The sequence below is a fragment of the Phycisphaeraceae bacterium genome, from assembly GCA_019454185.1.
GTDB lineage: Bacteria > Planctomycetota > Phycisphaerae > Phycisphaerales > UBA1924 > JAHBWV01.
On record CP075368.1, the window covers coordinates 1,544,816 to 1,566,269 of the forward strand.

Genomic DNA, 21,454 nt, shown 5'->3' on the forward strand with positions numbered 1-21,454 from the left:
TTGGCCATGTTCGAGCGTCGGATCACACCAACGTTCTGTGACACCTGGTACCGGGTCGCGAAGAGCCGCCCCCGACTGAGCCCCCACGTCCATGTCACACGCCAGCGTTTCGGGCGAGGTATCGCGTACGTCCTCGAAGAACCCGCGACGGGCACATACCACAGAATGTCCGAGCCCGCGTACCGGTTCGCAGGCATGCTCGACGGGAACCGCACCGTCGATGACGCTTGGGAAGCGTGCGCTGCCCAACTCGGGGACGAATCCCCGACGCAGAAAGAGTGCATCGAGCTCCTCGCCCAGCTCGACAGCTCAGGGCTGCTGATCGGCGACGTTCCGATCTGGGCTGACATGCTCGAGCATCGACAGGCACGCGAAGTGCAGAACCGCAGGCGAAAGCGCCACGGAAACGGGCTCTTTGCTTGTATCCCCTTGATCAATCCCGACCGCTGGCTCGAACAGAGCCGCCACCTGTACGCGTGGGCATTTAGTTGGACAGGGCTCGGCCTCTGGTGCGCCCTCGCCGTCGCTGCGATCTGGTCGCTCGCCACGAATGTCGATCGATTCTCACGAGAGTTGCGCCTCGATTCCCTGCTCGACCCCGGCAACCTCGCAATCCTGGCCGGTGTCTTCATCGTGCTTCGCGCGGTCCACGAGCTCGGCCATGCCATGGCTTGCAAGGCGATGGGCGGCCGCTGCACCGAGATCGGGCTCATGCTCGTCGCATTGGTCCTTCCGCTTCCATATTGCGATGCAACCAGCTCGTGGCGGTTCACCGAGACGTGGCGCCGCATCCTCGTCGCAGCGGCCGGCGTCCTCTTCGAGAGCGTGATCGCCGCTGGAGCCGCAATCCTCTGGGCCAACTCTGAGCCCGGCGTGCTGAGCTCGATCTGCTATAACGTGATGATCGTCTCCGGCGTCTCAACGCTTCTGTTCAATCTGAATCCGCTGCTCAGATACGACGGTTACTACATTCTCAGCGACCTGCTCGGCATCCCCAACCTCGCCCAACGCGCCGTCGAGATGCTCAAGTACGTAGTCGTTCGATACGCCTTCAGCGTGCAGACCACAAAGCCACCAGCTGTCACCTCACCGGGCGAAGCCGCGATCGTTCTGGCATACGGCCTTCTGTCGCTTCCTTATCGAGTACTGATCGCTGCTTCCATCTGCCTGGCCGTGAGCACGCAGTACTCCTCCCTTGGATTGGTTCTGGCTGTCCTCGCCGCTTCGCTGATGCTTGTGTGGCCGGTCCTGAAGGGGATCGGCTACCTGCTATGGTCACCCGCATTGCTCGGACGGCGGGCCAGGGCGAATGGTGTGGTCATTGGAGTACTCGTGGTGGCAGCGGTCGCCGTGGGCATCATCCCGGTTCAGGATCGCATCTACGCCCCGGGATGGATCGTGCCAACCGAACACCGCGGCATACGCACCCTCGAAAGCGGATATGTCTCAGACATTCTGGTCCGTGTGGGCGACCATGTACGATCCGGCCAGCCGCTCCTGAGACTCGAGAACGCAGAGGTCGAAGCGGCCCGCACAATCGCTGCTGCTCAACTCGCGCAGGCCATCACTGCCCGCGACGAAGCGGCCATGAAATCGCCTTCGGAAGCAAGAACAGCCGACGCAAACGTTCGGGTCGCGACCGAGGCCCTCCGCCGAGCCGAGGAACGCGTCGCCTCGCTCACGCTCGTCGCACCGACGGATGGGATTGTCCTTGCGGCAGGCGCGAGCGGGGCGGACTGGGACGATCTCCTCGGCAGCTACATATCGAAGGGAACACTGCTCGCACATGTCTCCTCGCTGGATCAACTCCAGATACGGACACTGGTTGATGACCGCGAGTTCGGGCACGCTTTCGCTGCACAAGAACGCATCAATGCCTCCGTGAAGATCCGAGGCATGGCGTCCCATGTGGCGTCAGCGACGCTCCTCCGCGTCTCTCCGATCGGCTCGCGTGAGATCGAGAACCCCGCGGTCTCTTCCGCAGCAGGCGGTGAGATCGTTGCCACACGCAGCGGCGAGAACTCCATCGCGGCTCTTACCCCGCAGTTCTGGGTCGATCTCGCCTCCACAGACCTGCCCGACGGCGTGATGGCGGGCCAACGAGTCAGAGTCCGCTTCGGCGTAGGCGACTCGCCGCTGATGACCCAGTGGTTGCGACGCGCCACGCAGTTCTGGATGAGCAGGTTTGGTGCATGAGCATCGCGAACTTGCAGATCGAGCCGATTCGAGACGATCCACGCCTCTGGTCCGCGCTCTCTCGCCCTATCCGGCGGGACCCTCCGCCCAAGGGGTTCGACTCTGTCGGGGAGTGGGTAAGAGGTGGAATCGCCCGAATGAGAGCCGATCGCGGGCTTGCCGCCCGCGCGCAGCGTGTGCGCCTCGATGCCGAGTCCCTTCGCACACACTCCGACGCCGCTCTGCTCGCATTGCTCGAAGAGCGACGCGATGAAGTTCTGCGTCACTCGCGCTCAGCAGTGACGACCGATCGCGCAGCCGCTCCGATCGTCGAAACGATCCGCCGCCGTCTCGGGCTGACCCTCCACCCGGAGCAGATCATGGGTGGGCTCGCGATGTGTGCGGGCAACTGCGTGGAGATGGCCACCGGCGAGGGCAAGACCGTTACCGGGATCATTCCCGCCGCGATCCTCGCATGGCAAGGGCGCGGGGTCCACGTCGCGACCGTCAACGACTACCTCGCCAGACGAGACGCCGAGACTCTCAGCCCGGTCTTTGAATCGCTCGGTCTTGATGTCGGTGTGATTCAAGACGCCTCGAAAGAAGATGAGCGGCGAGATGCATACGCGAAGTCCGTCACCTATGTCGCAGACAAACAACTGATCTTTGACTATCTGCGAGACCGCCTGAAATCGCCCCACTCTCCCCGCATGGTGCCGCACCTTCTCGAGTCGCTCGGCGAGCACGCCTGCACAAGTGGCCCATGGAGCCGTTCCATCGTGCAACGCGGGCATTACGCCTGCATCGTCGATGAGGCGGACAGCATCCTGATCGACGAGGCAGTCACTCCCGCGATCATCGCCAGCGAGAGTCAGGACGTCCGCGCCTCACGCCAGGAGATCTACGAGGCCGCACGCCATATCGCGACCCAACTGAATGAGGGTTCCGACTTCATCGTCGATCGACGCTTGCGCCGCGTCACCATGCGACCCGAAGGCCGGACGCGACTTGACGAGCTCGCCCGAGACCTTCCGGAGTTCTGGCGAGGGCCCAGAAGGCGAGAGGAACTCGTCGTACAGGCACTCACCGCCCTCGCCCTCTTCCATCGCGACGACGATTACGTCGTGACCAATGGTGAGGTGCAGATCGTGGACCCGTCCACCGGACGCATCCTCCCGGGGCGGCAGTGGCAACTCGGACTCCATCAAGCTATCGAGGCCAAGGAGGGTATCGAGGTGACCGAGCCGCGGCGCACCACATCACGAGTCTCATACCACGGCTACTTCCGTCGTTACGCACGCCTGTGCGGGATGAGCGGCACCATGTGGGAGGTCCGGCACGAGATCTGGCGTGCATACCACCTTCCAATCGTTCGTATCCCGACCCATCGCCCTATCGCGAGAAAGGAATCGGCCGACCGCGTCTTCCTCGCCGAGCAAGCAAAGCTCGACGCTGTCGCTGATCATGCCATCGCTCTCAGACAGCGAGGCCAGCCCGTCCTCATCGGCACCAGAGCTGTCAAGACCTCGGATCAGCTCGCATCGATGCTCGCAGCCCGCGGCGTCGACTGCCGCGTTCTGAACGCGACCCGCGAAGCAGAGGAAGCAGACATCGTCGCTCTTGCCGGTATCTCAGGGACAATCACCGTCTCGACGAACATGGCAGGACGCGGCACCGACATCCGCCTCGACGAACGATCCCGCGAAGCCGGAGGACTGGCAGTCCTCGCGACAGAACGTCACGATGAACGACGCGTTGATCGACAGCTCTTCGGACGCTCCGGCCGACAGGGCGATCCGGGTTCCGCACAGGCCTTCGTCTGCCTCGAGGACCCTGTGATCAGACGGTTCGGGATTCGTCCTCTGGTCGCCATGACCCGTGCCGCACCGCCTCCCTTCCGTGACATCGCCGGGCGGCTCCTCTGGTGGCAGTCACAGTCGAGCGCGGCCAGCAGGTCCGCAACGATTCGGATGGAACTCGCAAAGTCAGAGGCGAACATGGACATGTCGCTCAAGGGACAGAACCGCTGACATATCCCCCGGACCGTCTGAGAAACTCTCCATCGCAATGGTGCATCCATCGCGACGGGAACCGGCAAGAATGTCATCACAAAGTCAGACGCCGAGCAGCGATTCCGCCCGGCTACGGTACCATTGGCGGCAGGAGGCCAGACGAATGGCGAACACGGTTGACCTCACACCTCAAATCGAAGCACATGCAACGACAATCCGGACCCTGACCGACGCCATATCCCAGGTCGTCGTCGGGCAGAAGACGATGGTCGAGCGCCTCTTCGTCGGGTTGCTATGCAATGGGCATGTGCTGCTTGAAGGCGTTCCGGGTCTGGCCAAGACCCTCACAGTGAGCACGCTGGCGAACGCGATCCACGCGAAGTTCAGCCGCATCCAGTTCACGCCCGATCTGCTGCCAGCGGACCTGGTGGGCACTCTCATCTACAACCCGCGGGACTCAACCTTCACGCCCCGCAAGGGTCCTGTCTTTGCCAACATCGTGCTGGCCGATGAGATCAACCGAGCCCCAGCCAAGGTCCAGAGTGCGCTGCTGGAAGCGATGCAGGAGCGACACGTCACCATCGGAGAAACGACATACCCGCTTCCCGATCCCTTCCTTGTGCTCGCGACGCAGAACCCGATCGAGCAAGAGGGCACCTACACCCTCCCCGAAGCGCAGGTCGATCGCTTCATGCTCAAGCTTCGAGTCGATTACCCGTCGAAACAAGACGAGCGACAGATCGTCGATCGCATGGCTTCCAGCGCGCCGAAGACCAAAGTTGAAGCAATGGTCACGACTGATCAGATCGCCGCCGCCCGGCGCCTTGTCGATCAGATCCACGTCGATGATCGCGTGAAGGAGTACATCGTCAGCATCGTCCATGCCTCACGCCGTCCGAAGGAGTACGGGCTGGACATCGCTCGCCTGATCTCCTTCGGCGCATCCCCCCGTGCCTCGATCTCGCTCACCATGGCGGCCCGCGCCCACGCGTTCCTCCAGGGCAGGCCGTACGCCACCCCCGCCGACGTGAAGTCGATCGGGATGGATGTACTCCGCCATCGAGTGATCGCAAGCTACGAGGCACAGGCCGAAGAGATCTCCTCCGAACAGATTGTCCAGCGGATCTTTGACCATGTTCCGCTCCCATAGACACCCGATCGATGCCGCCGAGCCCGCGCCGCTTCCCGCCGACCTGGCGAAGGAGGTTCGACGCCTCCACGTCATGACCCGGCGACGCGTCAGCGACCTGTTCACGGGCGAGTACCACTCGGCGTTCAAGGGGCACGGAATCGAATTTGCCGAGGTCAGAGAATACGAGCCGGGCGATGACGTCCGTTCGATCGACTGGAACGTCACCGCCAGAACCGGCAAGACCTTCATCAAGAGGTTCGTTGAAGAACGCCAGCTCACCGCCATGGTCTGCGTCGACCTCTCGCGATCAGGCATGTTCGGCACCACCGGAAAGACCAAACGCCGCCTCGAGATCGAGTCCGCCGCCATCCTCGCCATGGCCGCGAGCCAGAATCAGGACCGTGTCGGGCTGCTGCTCTTCACGGATCGCGTCGAGAAGTTCGTTCCTCCGAAGAAGGGCACGTCGCATTGCCAACGCCTCATGCGCGACCTCCTCGCGCACGCTCCCGCCGGCCGAGGCACGGACCTCCGTCCCGCGCTCGACCATCTCGCCCACATGCTGCGAAGGCGTAGCGTGATCTTCCTCATCTCCGATTTCGATTGTCCACCCTGCAACACCCAGCTCTCAGTGCTCGCAAGGCGACACGATGTTGTAGCAATCTCCGTCAACGATCCCCGCGAGTTCCAGTTCCCCTCGGTCGGTCTCGTCGATGTCGTCGATCCCGAAACTGGTGCAACACGAACGATCGATCTCGGCTCACGCGGCACGCGTGCATACGCCGCGCAACGCCTGGCGGACCGCGACAGACGCGAAGCCCATCTCGCTTCTTCGGGGGTCGATCGCGTCACGCTCTCTACGGAGAGATCCGCCGTCCCGGAACTCGCGGCGTACTTTCGTCGAAGGGAGCGACGCCGATGAGTGACGCTCGCCACTTCTTCGTTCACAGGACCCGTCTTTTTCCCGTCGCAATCGCCGCAATCTGTCTCTCCATGGCGCAGGCGTGCTCGCGCCCGACCGACACCGCCCAGCCAGCAACACCCACGCCACCGACACAGGTTGCTGAGGGCGACGGCATACTCCTTTCTACCACCATCGACAGACGCGAGGCATCGACGAGCGAGCTCCTTCAGCTCGATATCCGCACAACAGCCAAGGCGGGTCTGGTGCTCTCATCACCCGAACTCACAGGCCATCAGTCACTCGAAGTGCTCGAAGTGGTCCGTCTGCCCGCCATCAAACGCCTGGATGGCGTCGTTGAACAACGCTGGACCGCCATTCTTGAGCCTGGTCTACCCGGCTCCGCACTCGCTCCAGGAGTCAAACTCGCGATCCGTGACGCCAACGCCGGCACTCTGAGCTACGTCGCGACTGATCCGATCCCCGTCGCGATCAACTCCGTTCTACAGCCGGACGATCCCATCGCCGTCACGGAGCTTCGTGCCGCAGCAATGCCCCCGCCAGCGGGAGAACCGATCTGGCACCAGGTCCGACCGGCAGTTGCAGGTGCAGTCGCAGGCCTGATCGTGATCTTGGTGGTTGCCGGAGCTGCGGTCGTCATCATCCGCAAACGCCTCCGTGCGCCGAGGATCGCCGGCTCACGCAAGACAATCGCAACCCTCGTGCTCCAGGCGCCAAGCATGAGCCCAACCGAACGATCGCGGGCGATCGGCACATGTGCTCGTCTCCTCCGCCTCGGAATCTCAGAACGAACAGAGGTCCCCGCGCACGCCATGACAGAACTGGAACTGCTCGATCGCTGCCCACAGCTCTCGCAGATCCCGGGACTCATCGATCTCATGGCTGATATCGAACGCATGCTCTGCTCCGGCTCCGACATATCACACGCCGGAGTCACCGACGTTCTTTCACGAACTGACCGAGCTCTCGACGACCTCTCTACCTTTGTACCCACTCGATACCTCACCGAATCGGAGGTGGCCGCATGACCTCCATCTACCACTCACCCTGGGCGTTCGCCCTGATCCTGCTCGCAGCGGCCATCGTCGCGCTCCGTCCCTTCTCTCTCCCCCCACCCATCGTCATGCCGGGCGCGGCCGGGCTACGCGGCCTCGGCTCCCTTCGATCGTTCTTGCGTTGGGCACCGCTTGCTCTGCGCCTCGCTGCACTCTGCCTGATCGCTGTAGCGATCGCACGCCCACAGACGCTCACCGGCCGCATCGAGACATCAAAGGAAGGCGTAGCGATCCAACTCGTGATCGATCGCTCCGCCAGCATGGGCGCGCCCATGACCTTCGAAGGACGGTCCTACGAGCGGCTTGAAGTTGTCAAACGAGTCCTGAAAGACTTCATCCTCGGCGATGGCAAGCAGCTCAAGGGCCGTGCCGATGACCTGATCGGGCTGATCGTTTTCTCGGGATATGCTGACACGCTCGCCCCTCTGTCGCACAGCCACCAGATCGTTGTCGATCTGGCAAACAGCACCCAGCTCGCTCCGCCAGCCCTCCCCGAAGGCGGCACCGCCATCGGAGACGCTCTCGCCCTCGCCGCCTCGCGACTCAGATCAGCAGAGGAACAGATCAAAGCCCTCAGCGATGCGAACCGAAGCCCTGAGTTCCGAATCAAGAGCAAGATCATCGTCCTCCTGACAGACGGCGAGCACAACCGCGGCGAGATCCTCCCCGAGCCAGCGGCACGGCTCGCCGCCGAATGGGGGATCAAGATTTACTCCATCGGCATCGGCGGCACCGGGGGTGTCGTCTTCATCTCCGGAATGGACGGACGCCCTATTCCGATTCGAGACCACGTCGATGAGCGAACACTCACCACGATCTCGAACCGCACGGGCGGCCGATACTGGAACGCTAGAAACGCCGAGTCTCTCAGAGAGATCTACGAAGAGATCGACCGCCTTGAAAAGGTCTCGGTCACGTCCCAGAGACGCACGGTTTACGAAGAACGATTCCCTCCCCTTGTCAACGCCGCGCTCTGGCTCATCGGCATCGAGATCTTCCTCGCGAGCACACTTCTCAGGAGATTGCCATGACACCCATCGGCGCTCCGGAGCATCTGTCGCTCCTCATGCTCGTCCCTGCGATTGTGCTCCTCTACATCTGGGCCGCGTGGAGGCGCCACGCCGCTTTCCGGCGCATGGGCGATGTATCCCTGGTCAAACGCATCGTTCCGGCCGGCCTGAAACGCCGGCGACTCGCATCTCTCATCCTGGTCTCTAGCGCGGTGGCGTGTCTTGCGGTCGCGATGGCAAGGCCCCGAGGCGAGCCGATCGAGCAGGAAACAACCGCATCAGGAAAGGACATCGTCTTCGTGGTCGATGTCTCGCGGAGCATGCTCGCACAGGACCTGGCACCGAATCGTCTCGAACGCACCAAGCTGTGGATCAAGGACATGCTCGCCACCCTGCAGGGCGACCGTGTTGCGCTGGTCGCATTCGCCGGCAGCGCATCCGTCAAGTGCCCGCTCACGCTCGATCGCGCCTTCTTTCTCATGCAGCTCGAGGATCTCTCTCCTAGATCCGTTCCGCGCGGCGGATCACTGATCGGCGACGCGATCCGGAAGACCGTCAACGAAGTCTTCGTCGAGCAGTCCGGCCGTCACAAGGACATCCTGCTCTTCACCGACGGAGAGGACCAGGAGAGCTTCCCCATCCAGGCGGCAGAAGTCGCAGCCGCGAGAGGCATCCGGATCATCACCATCGGTATCGGCAGCGAGTCTGATGGAGCGCCCATCCCCTCCGAATCCGAACGTGGCAGCCCCGAATTCGTCACATACGGCGGACAGCGGGTGTATTCGCGCCTCATGCCGCGTCTGCTCGCCGACATCGCCTCGGCATCCGCGGGCGGGGTCTTCCTGAATGTCGGAACCGGTGATCTCCAACTCGATCGAGTCTACAGAGACCTCTCTCTGTCCGCCCGCAATCAAGAGATCGTTGCCGACAAGACCACCACATACGAAGAACTCTTCCAGATACCTCTCATCGCGGCGTTCCTGCTGCTCCTGCTGGAGGTGCTCATCCGTGATCGCTGAACGGTACATGCTGCTCGCAGTCTGGTTGATCGCCGCGTGCTGGCCCCCCACTCCAGCCGCCGCTGATCCTCCGTCGAGCTCGCGCGTTCGCTCAACGATCAAGAGCGCAAACCGCGCGTACGCGCGAAGGGACTTCGACGAGGCGGCACACACCTACTCAACTCTCCCCCCGACTCCGGACCGCCCCGCAGAGATCTGCTACAACGAGGCGTTGATCCACGTCGCGCTTGGCGATCTCGAACGTGCGAAACAGTCATTTCGTATGGCGGACATCAACGCAAAGTCTGACGAGATCAGGGCAAACGCCCGGTTCAACCTTGCGCGTCTGGCCTTTGACGACGCGATGGCGACAGCCGAGAGCGACCCACAAGCCGCGATCACGAAGCTCACACATGCCGCGCGGCTCTACAGGTCCGTCCTCGATGTACGCCCCGACGACGTCGAGGCCGCCAAGAACATCGAACGCTCCCGCCTCGCGGCCCTGCAACTGCGTCAACAGATCGAGCAGCAAGACCAGGAACGGCAGCAGCGCAACGAGCAGCTCCAAGAGCTCGCGCAGCGACTCAAAGATCTCGCAGACCGCCAGCGCGAGGCCTCGGAACGAAGCCGTGCCGCTGAAGAGCAGATGCAGCAGGACAGCTCGATTGGATCCGAAACGACTCGTCAGGCAAAGGACCAGCAGGAGCAGTTGTCAGAGGAAACTCGTGAGCTGCTCTCTGAACTCATGAACCAACTCGCACAAACGCCTCGGGATGATCCGGGCCAGACAGAGATGTCGGAAGCCATAGCCGATATCGAAGAGGCCATGCACAACCAGGGTGGTGCCCAGCGAGATCTTGAGCAGATAAGACCGGGGCGTGCCGCTCCGCGACAGGAGAATGCGGCCGATGAGCTGGAAGAGGCAGCCGAACGGCTCACGCAAGCGTCTTCTCAGGACGGCGAGGGATCCCAACAAGGCCGGCCACGCGAGCGTCAGTCAGAGCAGGGTGGCGAGCAGGGGAACGAGCCAGATGGACAGAGCGATCGCGAAGGACAGGACCAGCAACCCCAACCCACGCCGCCTCGCGAGGTCGATCGGCTCGGCGACCAGGATGGCGACCCGATTGCTCGCCGCTTGATCGAGAAGGAGATCCGTGACAGAGCGAATCGCGTCCGCCGCGGCCCGCCGCTCCCGACAGAGAAAGACTGGTGAGCACGATGACCCAGCAAACCATCTTCATCCTGATCGCTGCCCTCGCCTCGCTGCTCGCAACGAGTGCCCGTGCGCAAGAACCGAGCATCTCCGTGCAGGTCAATACCCAGTCGATCTTTCTCGACACTGCACTCACTGTCGTCATCAAGATCGAAAGACTCGGCGAGGCCTTTGAGGCCCGCACGCCCGAATTCGATCCGACCGACGAGTTTCTCATCGGCACACCATTCGCCTCTCGGGGCTCGTTCACCGAGCAAACGATCTCAAACGGAGTGATCCGCCGGGACGTGCGTCAACAGGCCTCATTCCAGTATCAGATGCAGCCGACTCGTACCGGCACCCTGACGGTGCCCTCAGCGAGCATCACGATAGGGAATGCACAGTACCGCACGAACCCTGTCCAGATCCTTGTTTCACCCCGGCCCACCGCAGACTTTGCGACGCTCCGGATCGAGCCACGCACTATCACAGCGTACGTCGGACAGGCGATTCCTCTCGATGTCATCTTCGAGAGCTCCCGAATGCCCGACACGGGCGAGTTCATCGGTGACTCACTCCCGCGTGGCATTATCGCGATTCCCGGAAAGCGCCGACCCACGCCGAACGACCGAACGATGTCTATACCGCTTCTCGGAGCGACCGGAACCGCCTTCAATCTGCCGGGCTACACGGGCCCCGGAATCGCCTTCACCATGCCGATGGAATTGATCGCCGAGAATGCAGGGACTTGGACCGTCGGCCCTATCACATTCATGCTCACGCTCGATCGCAGCCGACCACACGAGAGACTCGCCGTCGCATCCAATCCACTCAACCTCGAGATCCGCCCGCTCCCGGATGCAGGACGCCCATCAGGATTCAGCGGCATCGTCGGAGAGGGACGCATCGAAGCCTCACTCTCGACACCAACCGCACGCATAGGAGATCCGATCAATCTGACCATTCGTCTCAGCGGCGCACTCCCCGCTGATCGGCTTCACCCGCCCAGGATCGAACTCCAGCACGACATCGCGGAACAATTCAGGATCGGCAGAGAGGGCTGGGTCGACGGTGGCGTCAGCGGAGATTCCCGCACCTACAGCATCACGGTTCGCCCACAGTCCTCAGAGATCTCTGAGTTCCCGCCCATTCGGCTCCACTGGTTCGATCCCTCCAGCGCCACATACAAGATGAGTCTCAGCCGGGCGATCCCCTTGAAGATCGAGGCATCGCGTGAGGTCACTGCCGCAGACGCCGTCGGGCGTTTCACACCGGGAGCGAGAGAATCTCTGGGCGACGCGCCGCTCCGTCTGAACGCCAACCGCTCAAGCTCCGACCGACTCACCAACTACGACACCGACCTTGATGGCTTCCTGTCATCTCAGGCAGGACGAGCTCTCCTCATCGCCCCACCCTCGCTCTGGGCACTTCTCTGGGCGGGCACTGCCATCCATCGCCGAGAGAGCCCAGATGCCCGACGCAGGCGTCGCATGCTCTCAAAGTCGCTCTCACTGGCCAGACGAGCAGGATCCGACCCCGCCCGTGCGACAGACGCAGTTCGCATCTTCGTTGCTGCACACACCGGCATCGCACCAGAGGCAGTCACGAGCGCGGACCTCGCGGCTCTCGGAACCAGCAGTTCCACCCCTGAGCTGGCGCTTCTCACGGCGTGCATGAAGCAGGCCGAGGGCTTCGAGCACACCGGAAGAAGCGTCGAACCGACTCCCGGAATCCGGGAAGCGATGCAGACGCTCAGCCGCACGCTACGCAAAGGATCGGAGGCCGCATCATGAGCAGATTGATCGTTCTCATGCTGGCCTCGCTGCTGAGCTTCACGGCGCGGGCTCAGGGGCTCGATCAAGCCGAGCAACTGCTGCGAACCGCCGACGCACGATTCGAGACCGGGCTCCGCGAGCGAGAGGCAGCAAGTTCGATGGCCGGCGAGACCTTTCTCGATGCGGCACGAATCTACGAATCGATCGCGAATCTCGGGGTCAGCAATCCGAATCTCCTGATCGATGCAGGAAACTCCTACCTCCTCGGCGGCGACATCGGCCGCGCAGTGCTCTGCTTCCGCCGGGCCGATCTCCTCCGCCCCCATGATCACGCCGTGCGTTCGGGTCTGGCAGAAGCGAGGGAGCGGGTGCAGGTGCATGTCCCAGCATCCAACCGTTCCCGCATCACCGCCGCACTGACCTCGTGGCGTGCATTCGTCCCCGCATCCGTGATGCTGCTCTGCTTCGGCGGGTTCTACGTCGCTGCCTGGATCGTTGCTTGCTGGAACGTGATCAGACCCAACCAGATACTCAGACCGATTGGTGTCTCGCTCGGGCTGGTCGCCGGAGTCGTTGGCGGCCTCATCCTCTTGGAAAAGGGCACACACGACGGCAAACGCTCCGGCGTTGTGATTGTCGATGGTATCACCGCCAGAAACGGCCCGAGCGTGGTCGTCTATGAGCCGACGTTCTCAACACCCTTGCGCCCCGGAGTCGAACTGAACGTGCTGGAACAGCGCGACGGATGGATGCGGGTTCGTCTCGCCGACGGGCGCGAGACATGGCTGCCCTCATACGCCGTCGAACTCGTCAAGCCGCCACACCCGCCAGAGCGTTCGAGATCGCCCGAGATCCGTTCAGCCGGTTGACGATCAGATCGAGATGCTGCTGACATTCTGGATCAACCAGTTGTCCGGGTGCAGCGTCGGCTCCCAGAAGGTGCGGATCAGCGACCTGTCAGACGCTCGTCCGAAGATGTTCACCGATCCATCTGCAAGCACCTGCGCGCGAAGCTCGCCAGTCGGACGCGGTACAAGATCCGTGTCACCCTGCGTCAACTCCCGGATCTTCCACGTGTTGTCCGAGTTCGGCACCCACCAATAGAGCGTCACCTCGCCGTTGCTCTTGATGCCCGCGATGTTCAGGCCGCCGTCAGGTGTGTGGAACGCGACCACAGACTCTCCCGCGAGCAAGGGCCCCGTCGCGATCGTGGTCAGGTTCGATGTCGCCCAGAAACCCGCGAACCGAGGGATCCACCAGGTCGTGACGACCTGCCCGGTTTCGTTGACCCCGACGATGTTGATGCCGCTCCAGCGTGTCTGATACACCGTCAGACCGCCGGTGAACGGGGGGGCTCCTGTGATGTTGCTCAGGTTGGAGAGCACCCAGTACCCCTGAGTCCTCGCGCTGTTCCAGATCACTTCGATCTGCCCGCTCGCATTCAGACCCGCGATATTCTGGCCGTTCCATGGCGTCACATAACTGACCAGCCCGCCGACAAAGACCGGCATCTCTCGACCGAGCGGCCTCAGAAACTCGTCAGCAACATCGTTGAACGAATAGGCATAGTTCCCGCCTGTCGACGCGCCGGTCTGGCGGTACATCACAAGATCGCCATCCGCCGCCAGTCCGGCGATCGTCACCTGTCTCGCGTTGTCGCGAGAGACAAACTGCGTGATCCCGCTCAGGATCACCTGCGAGCCCGAGATCTCAGTCGTCAGGTTCCGCACCGTCCACTGCCGATCCGCACCCTCGCGGTAGAGATACAGACCGTCCAGCGTCGCGGAAGCGACATACTGCAGGCCGTCCTTCGGATCGGTCCACATCACGATCTGAGTACTCGGCTTCGTCTGAGGAACGTTCCCGCCCGACGCCGCAATCAGGTCAATCGCCCGCCACACCCCGTCTGTGCGGAGCACATACGCAAACGGACGCCCGCTGCCCGCCGCGATGATCGCATCACTCCCAAGGAGCGTCTGCGCGGGTGCCGATGCCGGCGCCGCACGCGTCGCCACGCCAGCCACGCGGCTCTGAACGCCCTGCTGGCTGATCATTGCAAACGGTGTCAAGGTCGATCCATTGAGAGCGACCGTGAACTGAACCTCCGCAGGCGAGCCGGTCAGTCTCAGGATAACCGTGCTGCCGCTCAGCGTCCATGTTCCCGCGACTCCCCCGCTCAAATCACCCGCGTCGTAGTCCGCAAGCCCGTAAACAACCGCCGTTCCGTTCCCGCGCAAATCGAGGAACTGTGCTCCAATACCGGCGGTGCCCGTATTGAAGAGCTGCTGAGCAGCGACGCTCGCCGCGGCTATCCCGAAGCGATACCCACCGGCGACCTCAGCAACTGTCGCGGTCGTATCGGCACGCGTAGCGATGCCGATGAACAGGTCGCCATCAGACTCACGCATATCCACCGTCAGCAAAACCGACTTGTCACCACTGAGATACACATGCTCGCCGCGGCTCGTCAGGAACCCGCCCTTGGAGTCCGACGTCGATATCTCTGTGGTTCGTGCGACCGGGGGGGCACCGATCGCCGTCGCGAACCAGACGATGAAGTTCCCTGAGATCGAGAGCGTTCCATTCAGAACCGTCGCAGCACCGGTCGTGGGATTCCATTGGAACGAGGTCCACGCCCAGTTCCCCGCGAGATCCGCCTGCGTCGCCGCCGTCGGCCTGGAGATCATGTACTGAAGCTGACCGACGCCGGGAGCCGTATCCACCCCGGCATACCACCCGGCCGAAAAGCCATTGGCAGACCAGAAGTTCGCCCCGATCTCGATATCACGGCCGTCGGTCCCGATCGTCGGGCGGAGAAAGAGCCCCCCCCCATCCCGTTGCTCCACCCATTCCCGCGTGAGGGCCGTCCCGGGTGAGCGTCCGGAGGTTCCGGATACAAAGAGCTGCCCCGTAGCAAGCCCGCTCGGGGTCGCATCACCCTCAACGATGATCGCATCAACAGTTGTGCCCGCACGGTCGAACCCGATGCCGACAAACCCCGCAAGCAGGCGGCGTGGCTCTAATCCCTCCACCCCGAATGTGGACTCGGCCCCACGACACCGTTCGTGCTTCGAAACCCCTGACATCTCGAACTCCCTGCTGCTTTCATCCAGCCGCCCGCACGCCACCCGATATCGGGCGAGATCCGATGCGCGCGTACAGGATGAGTTCCCCGGTCTCGTTGCGTACCCGCCCTCACAAGCCCCCATCATCATACCAGAATAAGCACGCCGAAGTAGCAAACGTTCGCAGACAAACCGCATTACGAGCTATCCCCCCTTAGAACGCCCGAGAATCAGAGCCGGATGCTCCCAGCCGAACAATCCCATCATCCGACAAGCCGACAGACGAAACTCAACCCCCGAACGGCATCCAACTTGACTCGGCAGCCGAATACAGGGAAGGATACAGAAGAGACGGGGGGACGTGCCGCTCGACAGGCGAGAGTGGCAGCTTGGTCGCCCCGGCGCGACGAGTCCCCAGCGTGATGACCGGAGGGAACGATGGCCCGCGATCTGATTCTGCGCGCGACGAAGAGCCGCATCGGCAACTTCTCCGACTCGCAAGCCAAAGCAAAAACACTCGAAACACTCGAGCAGCGCGTCGTGCTCGCCGCGCCGTTCGCCTTCGATCCGAACAACACGATCGTCGAACTCCAGACGACGATGGGCAGCATCCGCATCGAGCTCTTCGACACCATCGCGCCAGGCACCGTGCAGAACTTCCTGACGCTCGTCCAGAACGATCGATACGACCGGTCCTTCTTCCATCGCCACGCAACCAACTTCGTGATCCAGGGCGGCGGTTACTCATACACGGCCGAAGATGGTCTCGGCGATGTCGTCCACAACGGCAAGATCCAGAACGAGTACGGCCGCTCGAACCTCGCCCGCACGCTCGCCATGGCCAAGCAGGACGGCGACCCCAACTCCGCCACCAGCCAGTTCTTCTTCAACCTCTCAGACAACTCCTCCAATCTCAACAATCAGAACGGCGGCTTCACGGTCTTTGCCCAGGTCTACGACGACGACTCATGGGCAGTCGTCCAGGCGATCGCGGGCCTTCAGATCGTGAACTTCGGCAATCCCTTTACCACCACACCCGTCACCGAGAACTTTGATCCCCAAGCCGGTGCCGTCGACGAATCATGGTTTGTCTACATCAACGACGCGGTCGTGATCCACACCCCCCAGGGCGTCCTGACCTCCCTGCTCAACGCCGTTCCGAACGTATCGGCCGGCCCGAACGGGACCGCCGTCGTCGCCGTGCTCAACGAGTTCGGGCAGACCACGATCTACCAGCGTCTCAGCGGCTCATCCCAATGGGTCGCCGTCGATCCCGACCGCGACCAGACGCTCCCCACGCCCAGCAAGAACCTCGTCACATGGCGTGACCCCAAGGACAGCCGCTTCTACGCCGCCGTCCCGACATCGGGCGGCCTCCTCCTCTACACCAACACCGCCGCGGGCGTCTGGACAACCCGCAACCTCACATCAGAGATCTCCGGCGCGGGCATCATCGATTCCGAGATCACGCAGTGGAAAACCAACGCCACGCGCAACAACGTCTTCCGCATCGTCGGCGTCATGGCGAACGGCGATGTTGTTCAATACGAGCAGACCGTGACCGTTCTCTCCGGCGGCGGCTATCGCTGGAACTTCAAGAACCTCTCCGACGATCTCCGTGCGATCAATGCCACCACACCTGACTTCCAGGGCCGTCTCATCGCATACTCCACCGCGTGGGACGCCTGGCACATCGCCGGACTCGACTCCGCAGGCCAGATCCAGACCATCTGGCGCGGCCCTCGCATGAGCCAGTGGGTGCTCTCGAATCTCAGCACCATCACCGGTGCCCCCGCTCTCTCCGGCGGACTCTCCGTCTATCTCACGCCATGGAAGGGCATCAACCTCGCCGGCGTTGACTCTTCCGGAAACCTCCAGATCACCTGGTGGATTCCGCGCTTCGAAGGGACGTGGGTCGTCTCCAATCTGACCAGCTCGATCTCGGCACCCGCGGTCTTCGGCGAGTCGATCACATCCTTCAACACGCCATCCGGCGGCCTGAACATCGCTGCCCGAACCACCGACAACGACGTCGTCGTCTTCTGGTGGGTCCCGGGAGCACCCGGAAATCTCTGGCGGGTCCAGAACGTCACCACGATCGTCTCAACCTCCACAACGCCCCTGGCCCTCTCGGGCGAACTCAGCGCGACCGCCAGCGGCGACGGCATCACAAGCATCGTCGGCCGAGGACCCGGAGGCAAGGTCGTCCGCTACTTCGGATCCGTCACCGGACAGACATGGTCGATGGAGGACCTCTCCTCCATCGCGACTGTCGTCTGATCGCTTCAGCGAGAGCGGATCGCCACTCCGCCATCAGACTCCGATGAACGCTCAGGGCGTTCCGCCGGGCGGCTATCCCGCATCTCGATAATGAACTCGTACATCATCCGTCGGTAGAAATCGCCGAAGAGCCCGTGCCGGTATCCGGGCATCACCATCACGCGAAACTGCTTCTTCGCCTTCTGCAACGCGTCGATCAGGCGGATCGCGTGCTGCATGTGGACATTGTCATCCATCGTGCCGTGCGCGATGAGAAGACGCCCGCTCAGGTTCTTCGCACCCTCAACGACGCTCGTCTCCTTGTAGCCATCCGGGTTGGCTTGCGGCGTGAGCATGTACCGCTCGGTGTAGATGGTGTCGTACAGCGTCCAATCCGTCACCGGCGCGCCCGCGATTCCCGCTGCGAACAAGTCCGAGCGAGTCATGCAGTACGCGGTGAGATAGCCGCCGAACGAGTGCCCGTGCATCCCGATCCGAGACGCATCGACATACGGACGAGACTTGATCCATTCAATCGCTGTCCGCACATCTTCGAACTCAGCAGCACCCATGCGCTTGTACGTCGTCCACGCCGAGCGCGCCCCCTTACCGCTCGCCGAGTACGGATCGGCCCTGAACAGAATAAACCCCTCATGTGCCAGCACATGCTCCCACAACAAAGCACCCCACGCATCTCGCACCGTCGGAGCGTGAGGGCCGCCGTAAGTCTGGAACCAGACCGGATATACCTTCTCAGGATCAAACCCCGGCGGATACAGGATGCTCCCTTCCATCACATACGGCTCACGCCCTTCCCGCTCGACCGGGATCTGCACAAGCTCATACGCACCCCGCCTGTACTTCACGAGATCTCGCACGGGATTCGTGTCGAGCATCCGGACAATCTCCCCATCCATCCCTCGAAGGGCGACCCGCGCAGTCGTCGCATGCGTCGACCACGTGTCGATGAAGTACTCCCCTTTCGGCGCAACCGAGACGCTGTGATGACCCGGCTCCCGCGTGAGCCGCTCCATCCCCGTGCCATCGAACCGAACCCGGTAGAGATTCTCGGCGATGTGCGAATCGGCGGTGCCTGTGAAATACAGCCACCCCGATTCCTCATCAACGCGAGCGATCGAACGCACCTCCCAGTCCCCAGACGTCACCGGCTCGACCCGCTTGCCGTCGCGATCGGCCTTGTACACGTGCTTCCAACCAGTCCGCTCGCTTATCCACAGGAACGAACCATCCTTGAGGAAACGGGGCTCGCCCTGCCATTCAACCCACGCACCAGTCGTCTCTCTCCAAAGCGTCTCGGGACGGCCGCCCGTGTTCGAGCACGCAGTGACATCCATCCACGTCTGAAAGCGATCCTGGATGCACACAAGCAATCGCGAACCACCCTGCAGCCACGCCACACCAGGAACGATGTAGTTGCCTGCCTCATACGCGCTCAGATCCACCCAACGCGGCTCGCTTCCCGCAATCGTCACGATCCCCACCCTCACATCAGGATTCGGCTCGCCGACACGCGGATATCGCGTCCGCTCCACATTCTGCGGCTCAGGATTGTCATCCACAATGACAAACTCGGGCACGCGTGTGCTGTCCGTCTCAAGAAACGCGATGCGTGAAGAGTCAGGGCTCCACCAATACGCCTGCCAGTTCCTGTTGAACAACTCCTCGAAGTACACCCAGCCGGCCTTGCCGCACTCAACCAACCCCGCCCCTGTAGTCGTCAATTGCCGAGTCGTCTGCGTCTCGACATCGACCATCCACAGGTTCTTGTCGCGAACGAATGCCACAAAGCGTCCGTCAGGACTGAAAGTCGCCAGCTCCTCACGCTCAGGCGAACTCGTCAGCCGCACCGCAACGGATCCGTCCATCTTGCAGTAGTAAAGGTCGTTCTCGTGCTCGACAAAGAACGCGTCGCGTGACGCCGTGAATCGACGAGAGCCGCTGGTAGACAACCGGTCCGCGGTCCTCGCATCAAGAACAGGAATCTTGGCGAGCGCCCCCGCCATCACGCGATCCTCAGCATGCAACTCCATCCGCCCGGTCGCGGCATGAACCCGCCACGTCTTCCCATCCTTCCGCTGAAGAAAGTGCTCGCCATCATCCCGCCAGTTCAAGCCGCCCACCGGCGAACCCGCCAGGTCCGGAGCGGGACGCTTCTCATACACCGTCTCATAGGTGAGAGGCAGATCAGTCTGTTGATCCTCGGGCAACGCCGGTGCCCCCAGACTCAGGATCGGCGTCGCGCTCGCAACCCGCAGAACAGGATACTCGTTCCCCTCCTCCACTCCATCAACCAACCCCCACGCCGCAAGCCCATCCTCCGCCATCGGCTCAAGCAGGTACGCCGCGAGCGTACCGAGCGGCTGCGCAGTCGAGACCAGCCACCACCCCGCAGGCACACGCTGCATCCCCTCCGCCTCCACCGAGTCGATCGCCACCAGCGTCCGCCCCTGGAACGGCCTGGCTCCTTTGACGACCCGGTCCAGTCGCTGAACGATCACGTCGAGTTCGATATCTTCCCGTGTCTCCTCGACCCTGATTCCATGCCGCTGAAGCCGTTGCACCAACTCCGTCATCGCGGGCGGCAGCAGATACGCAGGCGCGCGCTGCGTCGTCAGCGTCGGCACCCAACGATCGATCCGTCGCACCTCATACTCCCGATGTGTATCCGTGCGCTCGCTGCGCCCGTCACGCATCTCTTCCACATATCCCAGGACGGTGACGGGCTCCTCGAATGCCTCCGCTGCCGCCCTCAGTACGATCTCCGATCCCGACTCGCCCGCCTTGATCGTCCGCTCATCCGCCTTCGCGATGAGATCTCGGATCTTGCGCTGATTCGACGAGGCAAACCGCAGAATCTCCTCGCAGAACGCCCTGGTACACAAGATCCGATCCTTGAACGGCGCATAGACATACGCCTCCGAGAGCAACGCGATGCGGTTCCGCATCCCGACATATCCCTCGTTGTAACGCGGAATCGCGGGGTATGACCGCCACTCCGTGTGCTCGTTCGCGAAATCGCCGTACCAGAACGTCTCATACCCGGTCGTCTCAAGCACACGCTGATCGACCGCAGGCAGCAGCACATCCGACGCATACGTGCGAATCCCCTCGTCCACAGCCGGGTGGCGAGGCGACGAATAGGTCAGCGTGTACCGATGGAACGAGCCGTTCGTGGTGTGGCAATCCACAACGATCGCCGGATCCCACTCGTTGAACACACGCACGAGCGCTCTCGTCTCTGGCGCATCCATTTTGACAAAGTCACGGTTGAGATCCAGCCCGAGCGCGTTCTCACGGATCCCGACCCCGCCCGGCGGCCCTGCCTGATGCGCCCTGTTCTTCGCATCGATTCGCTCGTTGCCGTCCGGGTTGTAGTTCGGAATAACGAGAACGACCAGATTCTCGAGCACACCCGGCTCTGTAGCGAGTGCAAGCTCGCGAGCGAGCATCAGCAGCGCCTCTTTACCCTCCACCTCTCCCGCGTGGATGTTGCCGAGAAGCAGCACAACAAGACGATTTGCCCCCTTCGCGCCCGCCGCGTCCGCTATCGGCTCCTTCCCCAGAACCAGCATCGGGATCTCGCGACCCTCTCCAGTCTCGCCGATCGTGATGACCGTCGCACGCTCTGATTGTTCAGCGATCGCACGCATCAACGCAAGCACATCATCATGCTTCGTCGTGCGCTCAAACCCGCTCCGCTCCGCCTCGGTGAGCAAGGCAGGATCCAGTCCCCCATCACTCTCGGCCTGGGCATATGCCTGGCACGCGAACAAGCCGAGGAAGACCGAAGCCGTAACCGCAGTGATTGTTCGAAGCATCGAGAAAGTCTCCGTCAGACGCC

General features: G+C 62.5%; 13 protein-coding genes. 11 read left to right on the forward strand and 2 right to left on the reverse strand.

Annotated features, from left to right (window positions below; all coding sequences use genetic code 11):
* The first annotated feature begins 6 nt into the window (after positions 1 to 6).
* The 10 genes from KF838_06595 (at position 7) to KF838_06640 (ending at position 13,137) form a co-directional block, all read left to right on the forward strand.
* The gene (locus KF838_06595) at positions 7 to 2,196 is read left to right on the forward strand and encodes a PqqD family peptide modification chaperone (GenBank protein ID QYK49515.1); all 2,190 of its coding nucleotides are present in this window, start codon (positions 7 to 9) and stop codon (positions 2,194 to 2,196) included.
* Positions 2,193 to 4,205 carry a hypothetical protein gene (locus KF838_06600; GenBank protein QYK49516.1) on the forward strand — a complete coding sequence of 671 codons (2,013 nt, stop codon included), beginning with the start codon at positions 2,193 to 2,195 and terminating at the stop codon, positions 4,203 to 4,205. The genes KF838_06595 and KF838_06600 overlap by 4 nt, the downstream gene beginning before the upstream one ends.
* A gap of 145 nt (positions 4,206 to 4,350) precedes the next feature.
* Entirely contained in the window at positions 4,351 to 5,337 is a 987-nt protein-coding gene (locus tag KF838_06605; GenBank protein ID QYK49517.1) for a MoxR family ATPase, read from the forward strand.
* Positions 5,321 to 6,238: a DUF58 domain-containing protein gene (locus tag KF838_06610; GenBank protein ID QYK49518.1), complete on the forward strand. Its 918-nt coding sequence runs from the start codon at positions 5,321 to 5,323 to the stop codon at positions 6,236 to 6,238. Before KF838_06605 ends, KF838_06610 begins: the two co-directional genes overlap by 17 nt.
* Positions 6,235 to 7,266: a hypothetical protein gene (locus KF838_06615; GenBank protein QYK49519.1), complete on the forward strand. Its 1,032-nt coding sequence runs from the start codon at positions 6,235 to 6,237 to the stop codon at positions 7,264 to 7,266. The genes KF838_06610 and KF838_06615 overlap by 4 nt, the downstream gene beginning before the upstream one ends.
* On the forward strand, positions 7,263 to 8,324 hold the full coding sequence (locus tag KF838_06620; GenBank protein ID QYK49520.1) for a VWA domain-containing protein: 1,062 nt from the start codon (positions 7,263 to 7,265) through the stop codon (positions 8,322 to 8,324). The genes KF838_06615 and KF838_06620 overlap by 4 nt, the downstream gene beginning before the upstream one ends.
* A complete protein-coding gene (locus KF838_06625; GenBank protein ID QYK49521.1) occupies positions 8,321 to 9,322 on the forward strand; it encodes a VWA domain-containing protein in 1,002 nt (333 codons plus the stop codon). Before KF838_06620 ends, KF838_06625 begins: the two co-directional genes overlap by 4 nt.
* Complete coding sequence (locus tag KF838_06630; GenBank protein ID QYK49522.1) at positions 9,312 to 10,514, forward strand: hypothetical protein; 1,203 nt, start codon at positions 9,312 to 9,314, stop codon at positions 10,512 to 10,514. The genes KF838_06625 and KF838_06630 overlap by 11 nt, the downstream gene beginning before the upstream one ends.
* A 5-nt stretch (positions 10,515 to 10,519) precedes the next feature.
* Positions 10,520 to 12,286 carry a BatD family protein gene (locus KF838_06635; GenBank protein QYK49523.1) on the forward strand — a complete coding sequence of 589 codons (1,767 nt, stop codon included), beginning with the start codon at positions 10,520 to 10,522 and terminating at the stop codon, positions 12,284 to 12,286.
* The gene (locus KF838_06640; protein QYK49524.1) at positions 12,283 to 13,137 is read left to right on the forward strand and encodes a hypothetical protein; all 855 of its coding nucleotides are present in this window, start codon (positions 12,283 to 12,285) and stop codon (positions 13,135 to 13,137) included. The genes KF838_06635 and KF838_06640 overlap by 4 nt, the downstream gene beginning before the upstream one ends.
* A 3-nt stretch (positions 13,138 to 13,140) precedes the next feature.
* Here the strand turns inward: KF838_06640 and KF838_06645 are convergent, their stop codons facing one another.
* On the reverse strand, positions 13,141 to 15,354 hold the full coding sequence (locus KF838_06645; GenBank protein QYK49525.1) for a hypothetical protein: 2,214 nt from the start codon (positions 15,352 to 15,354) through the stop codon (positions 13,141 to 13,143).
* 417 nt (positions 15,355 to 15,771) lie between these two features.
* Between KF838_06645 and KF838_06650 the strand changes: the two genes are divergently transcribed.
* Positions 15,772 to 17,613: a peptidylprolyl isomerase gene (locus tag KF838_06650; protein ID QYK49526.1), complete on the forward strand. Its 1,842-nt coding sequence runs from the start codon at positions 15,772 to 15,774 to the stop codon at positions 17,611 to 17,613.
* A gap of 5 nt (positions 17,614 to 17,618) precedes the next feature.
* Here the strand turns inward: KF838_06650 and KF838_06655 are convergent, their stop codons facing one another.
* A complete protein-coding gene (locus KF838_06655; GenBank protein QYK49527.1) occupies positions 17,619 to 21,431 on the reverse strand; it encodes a DPP IV N-terminal domain-containing protein in 3,813 nt (1,270 codons plus the stop codon).
* Between the last annotated feature and the right edge of the window lie 23 nt (positions 21,432 to 21,454).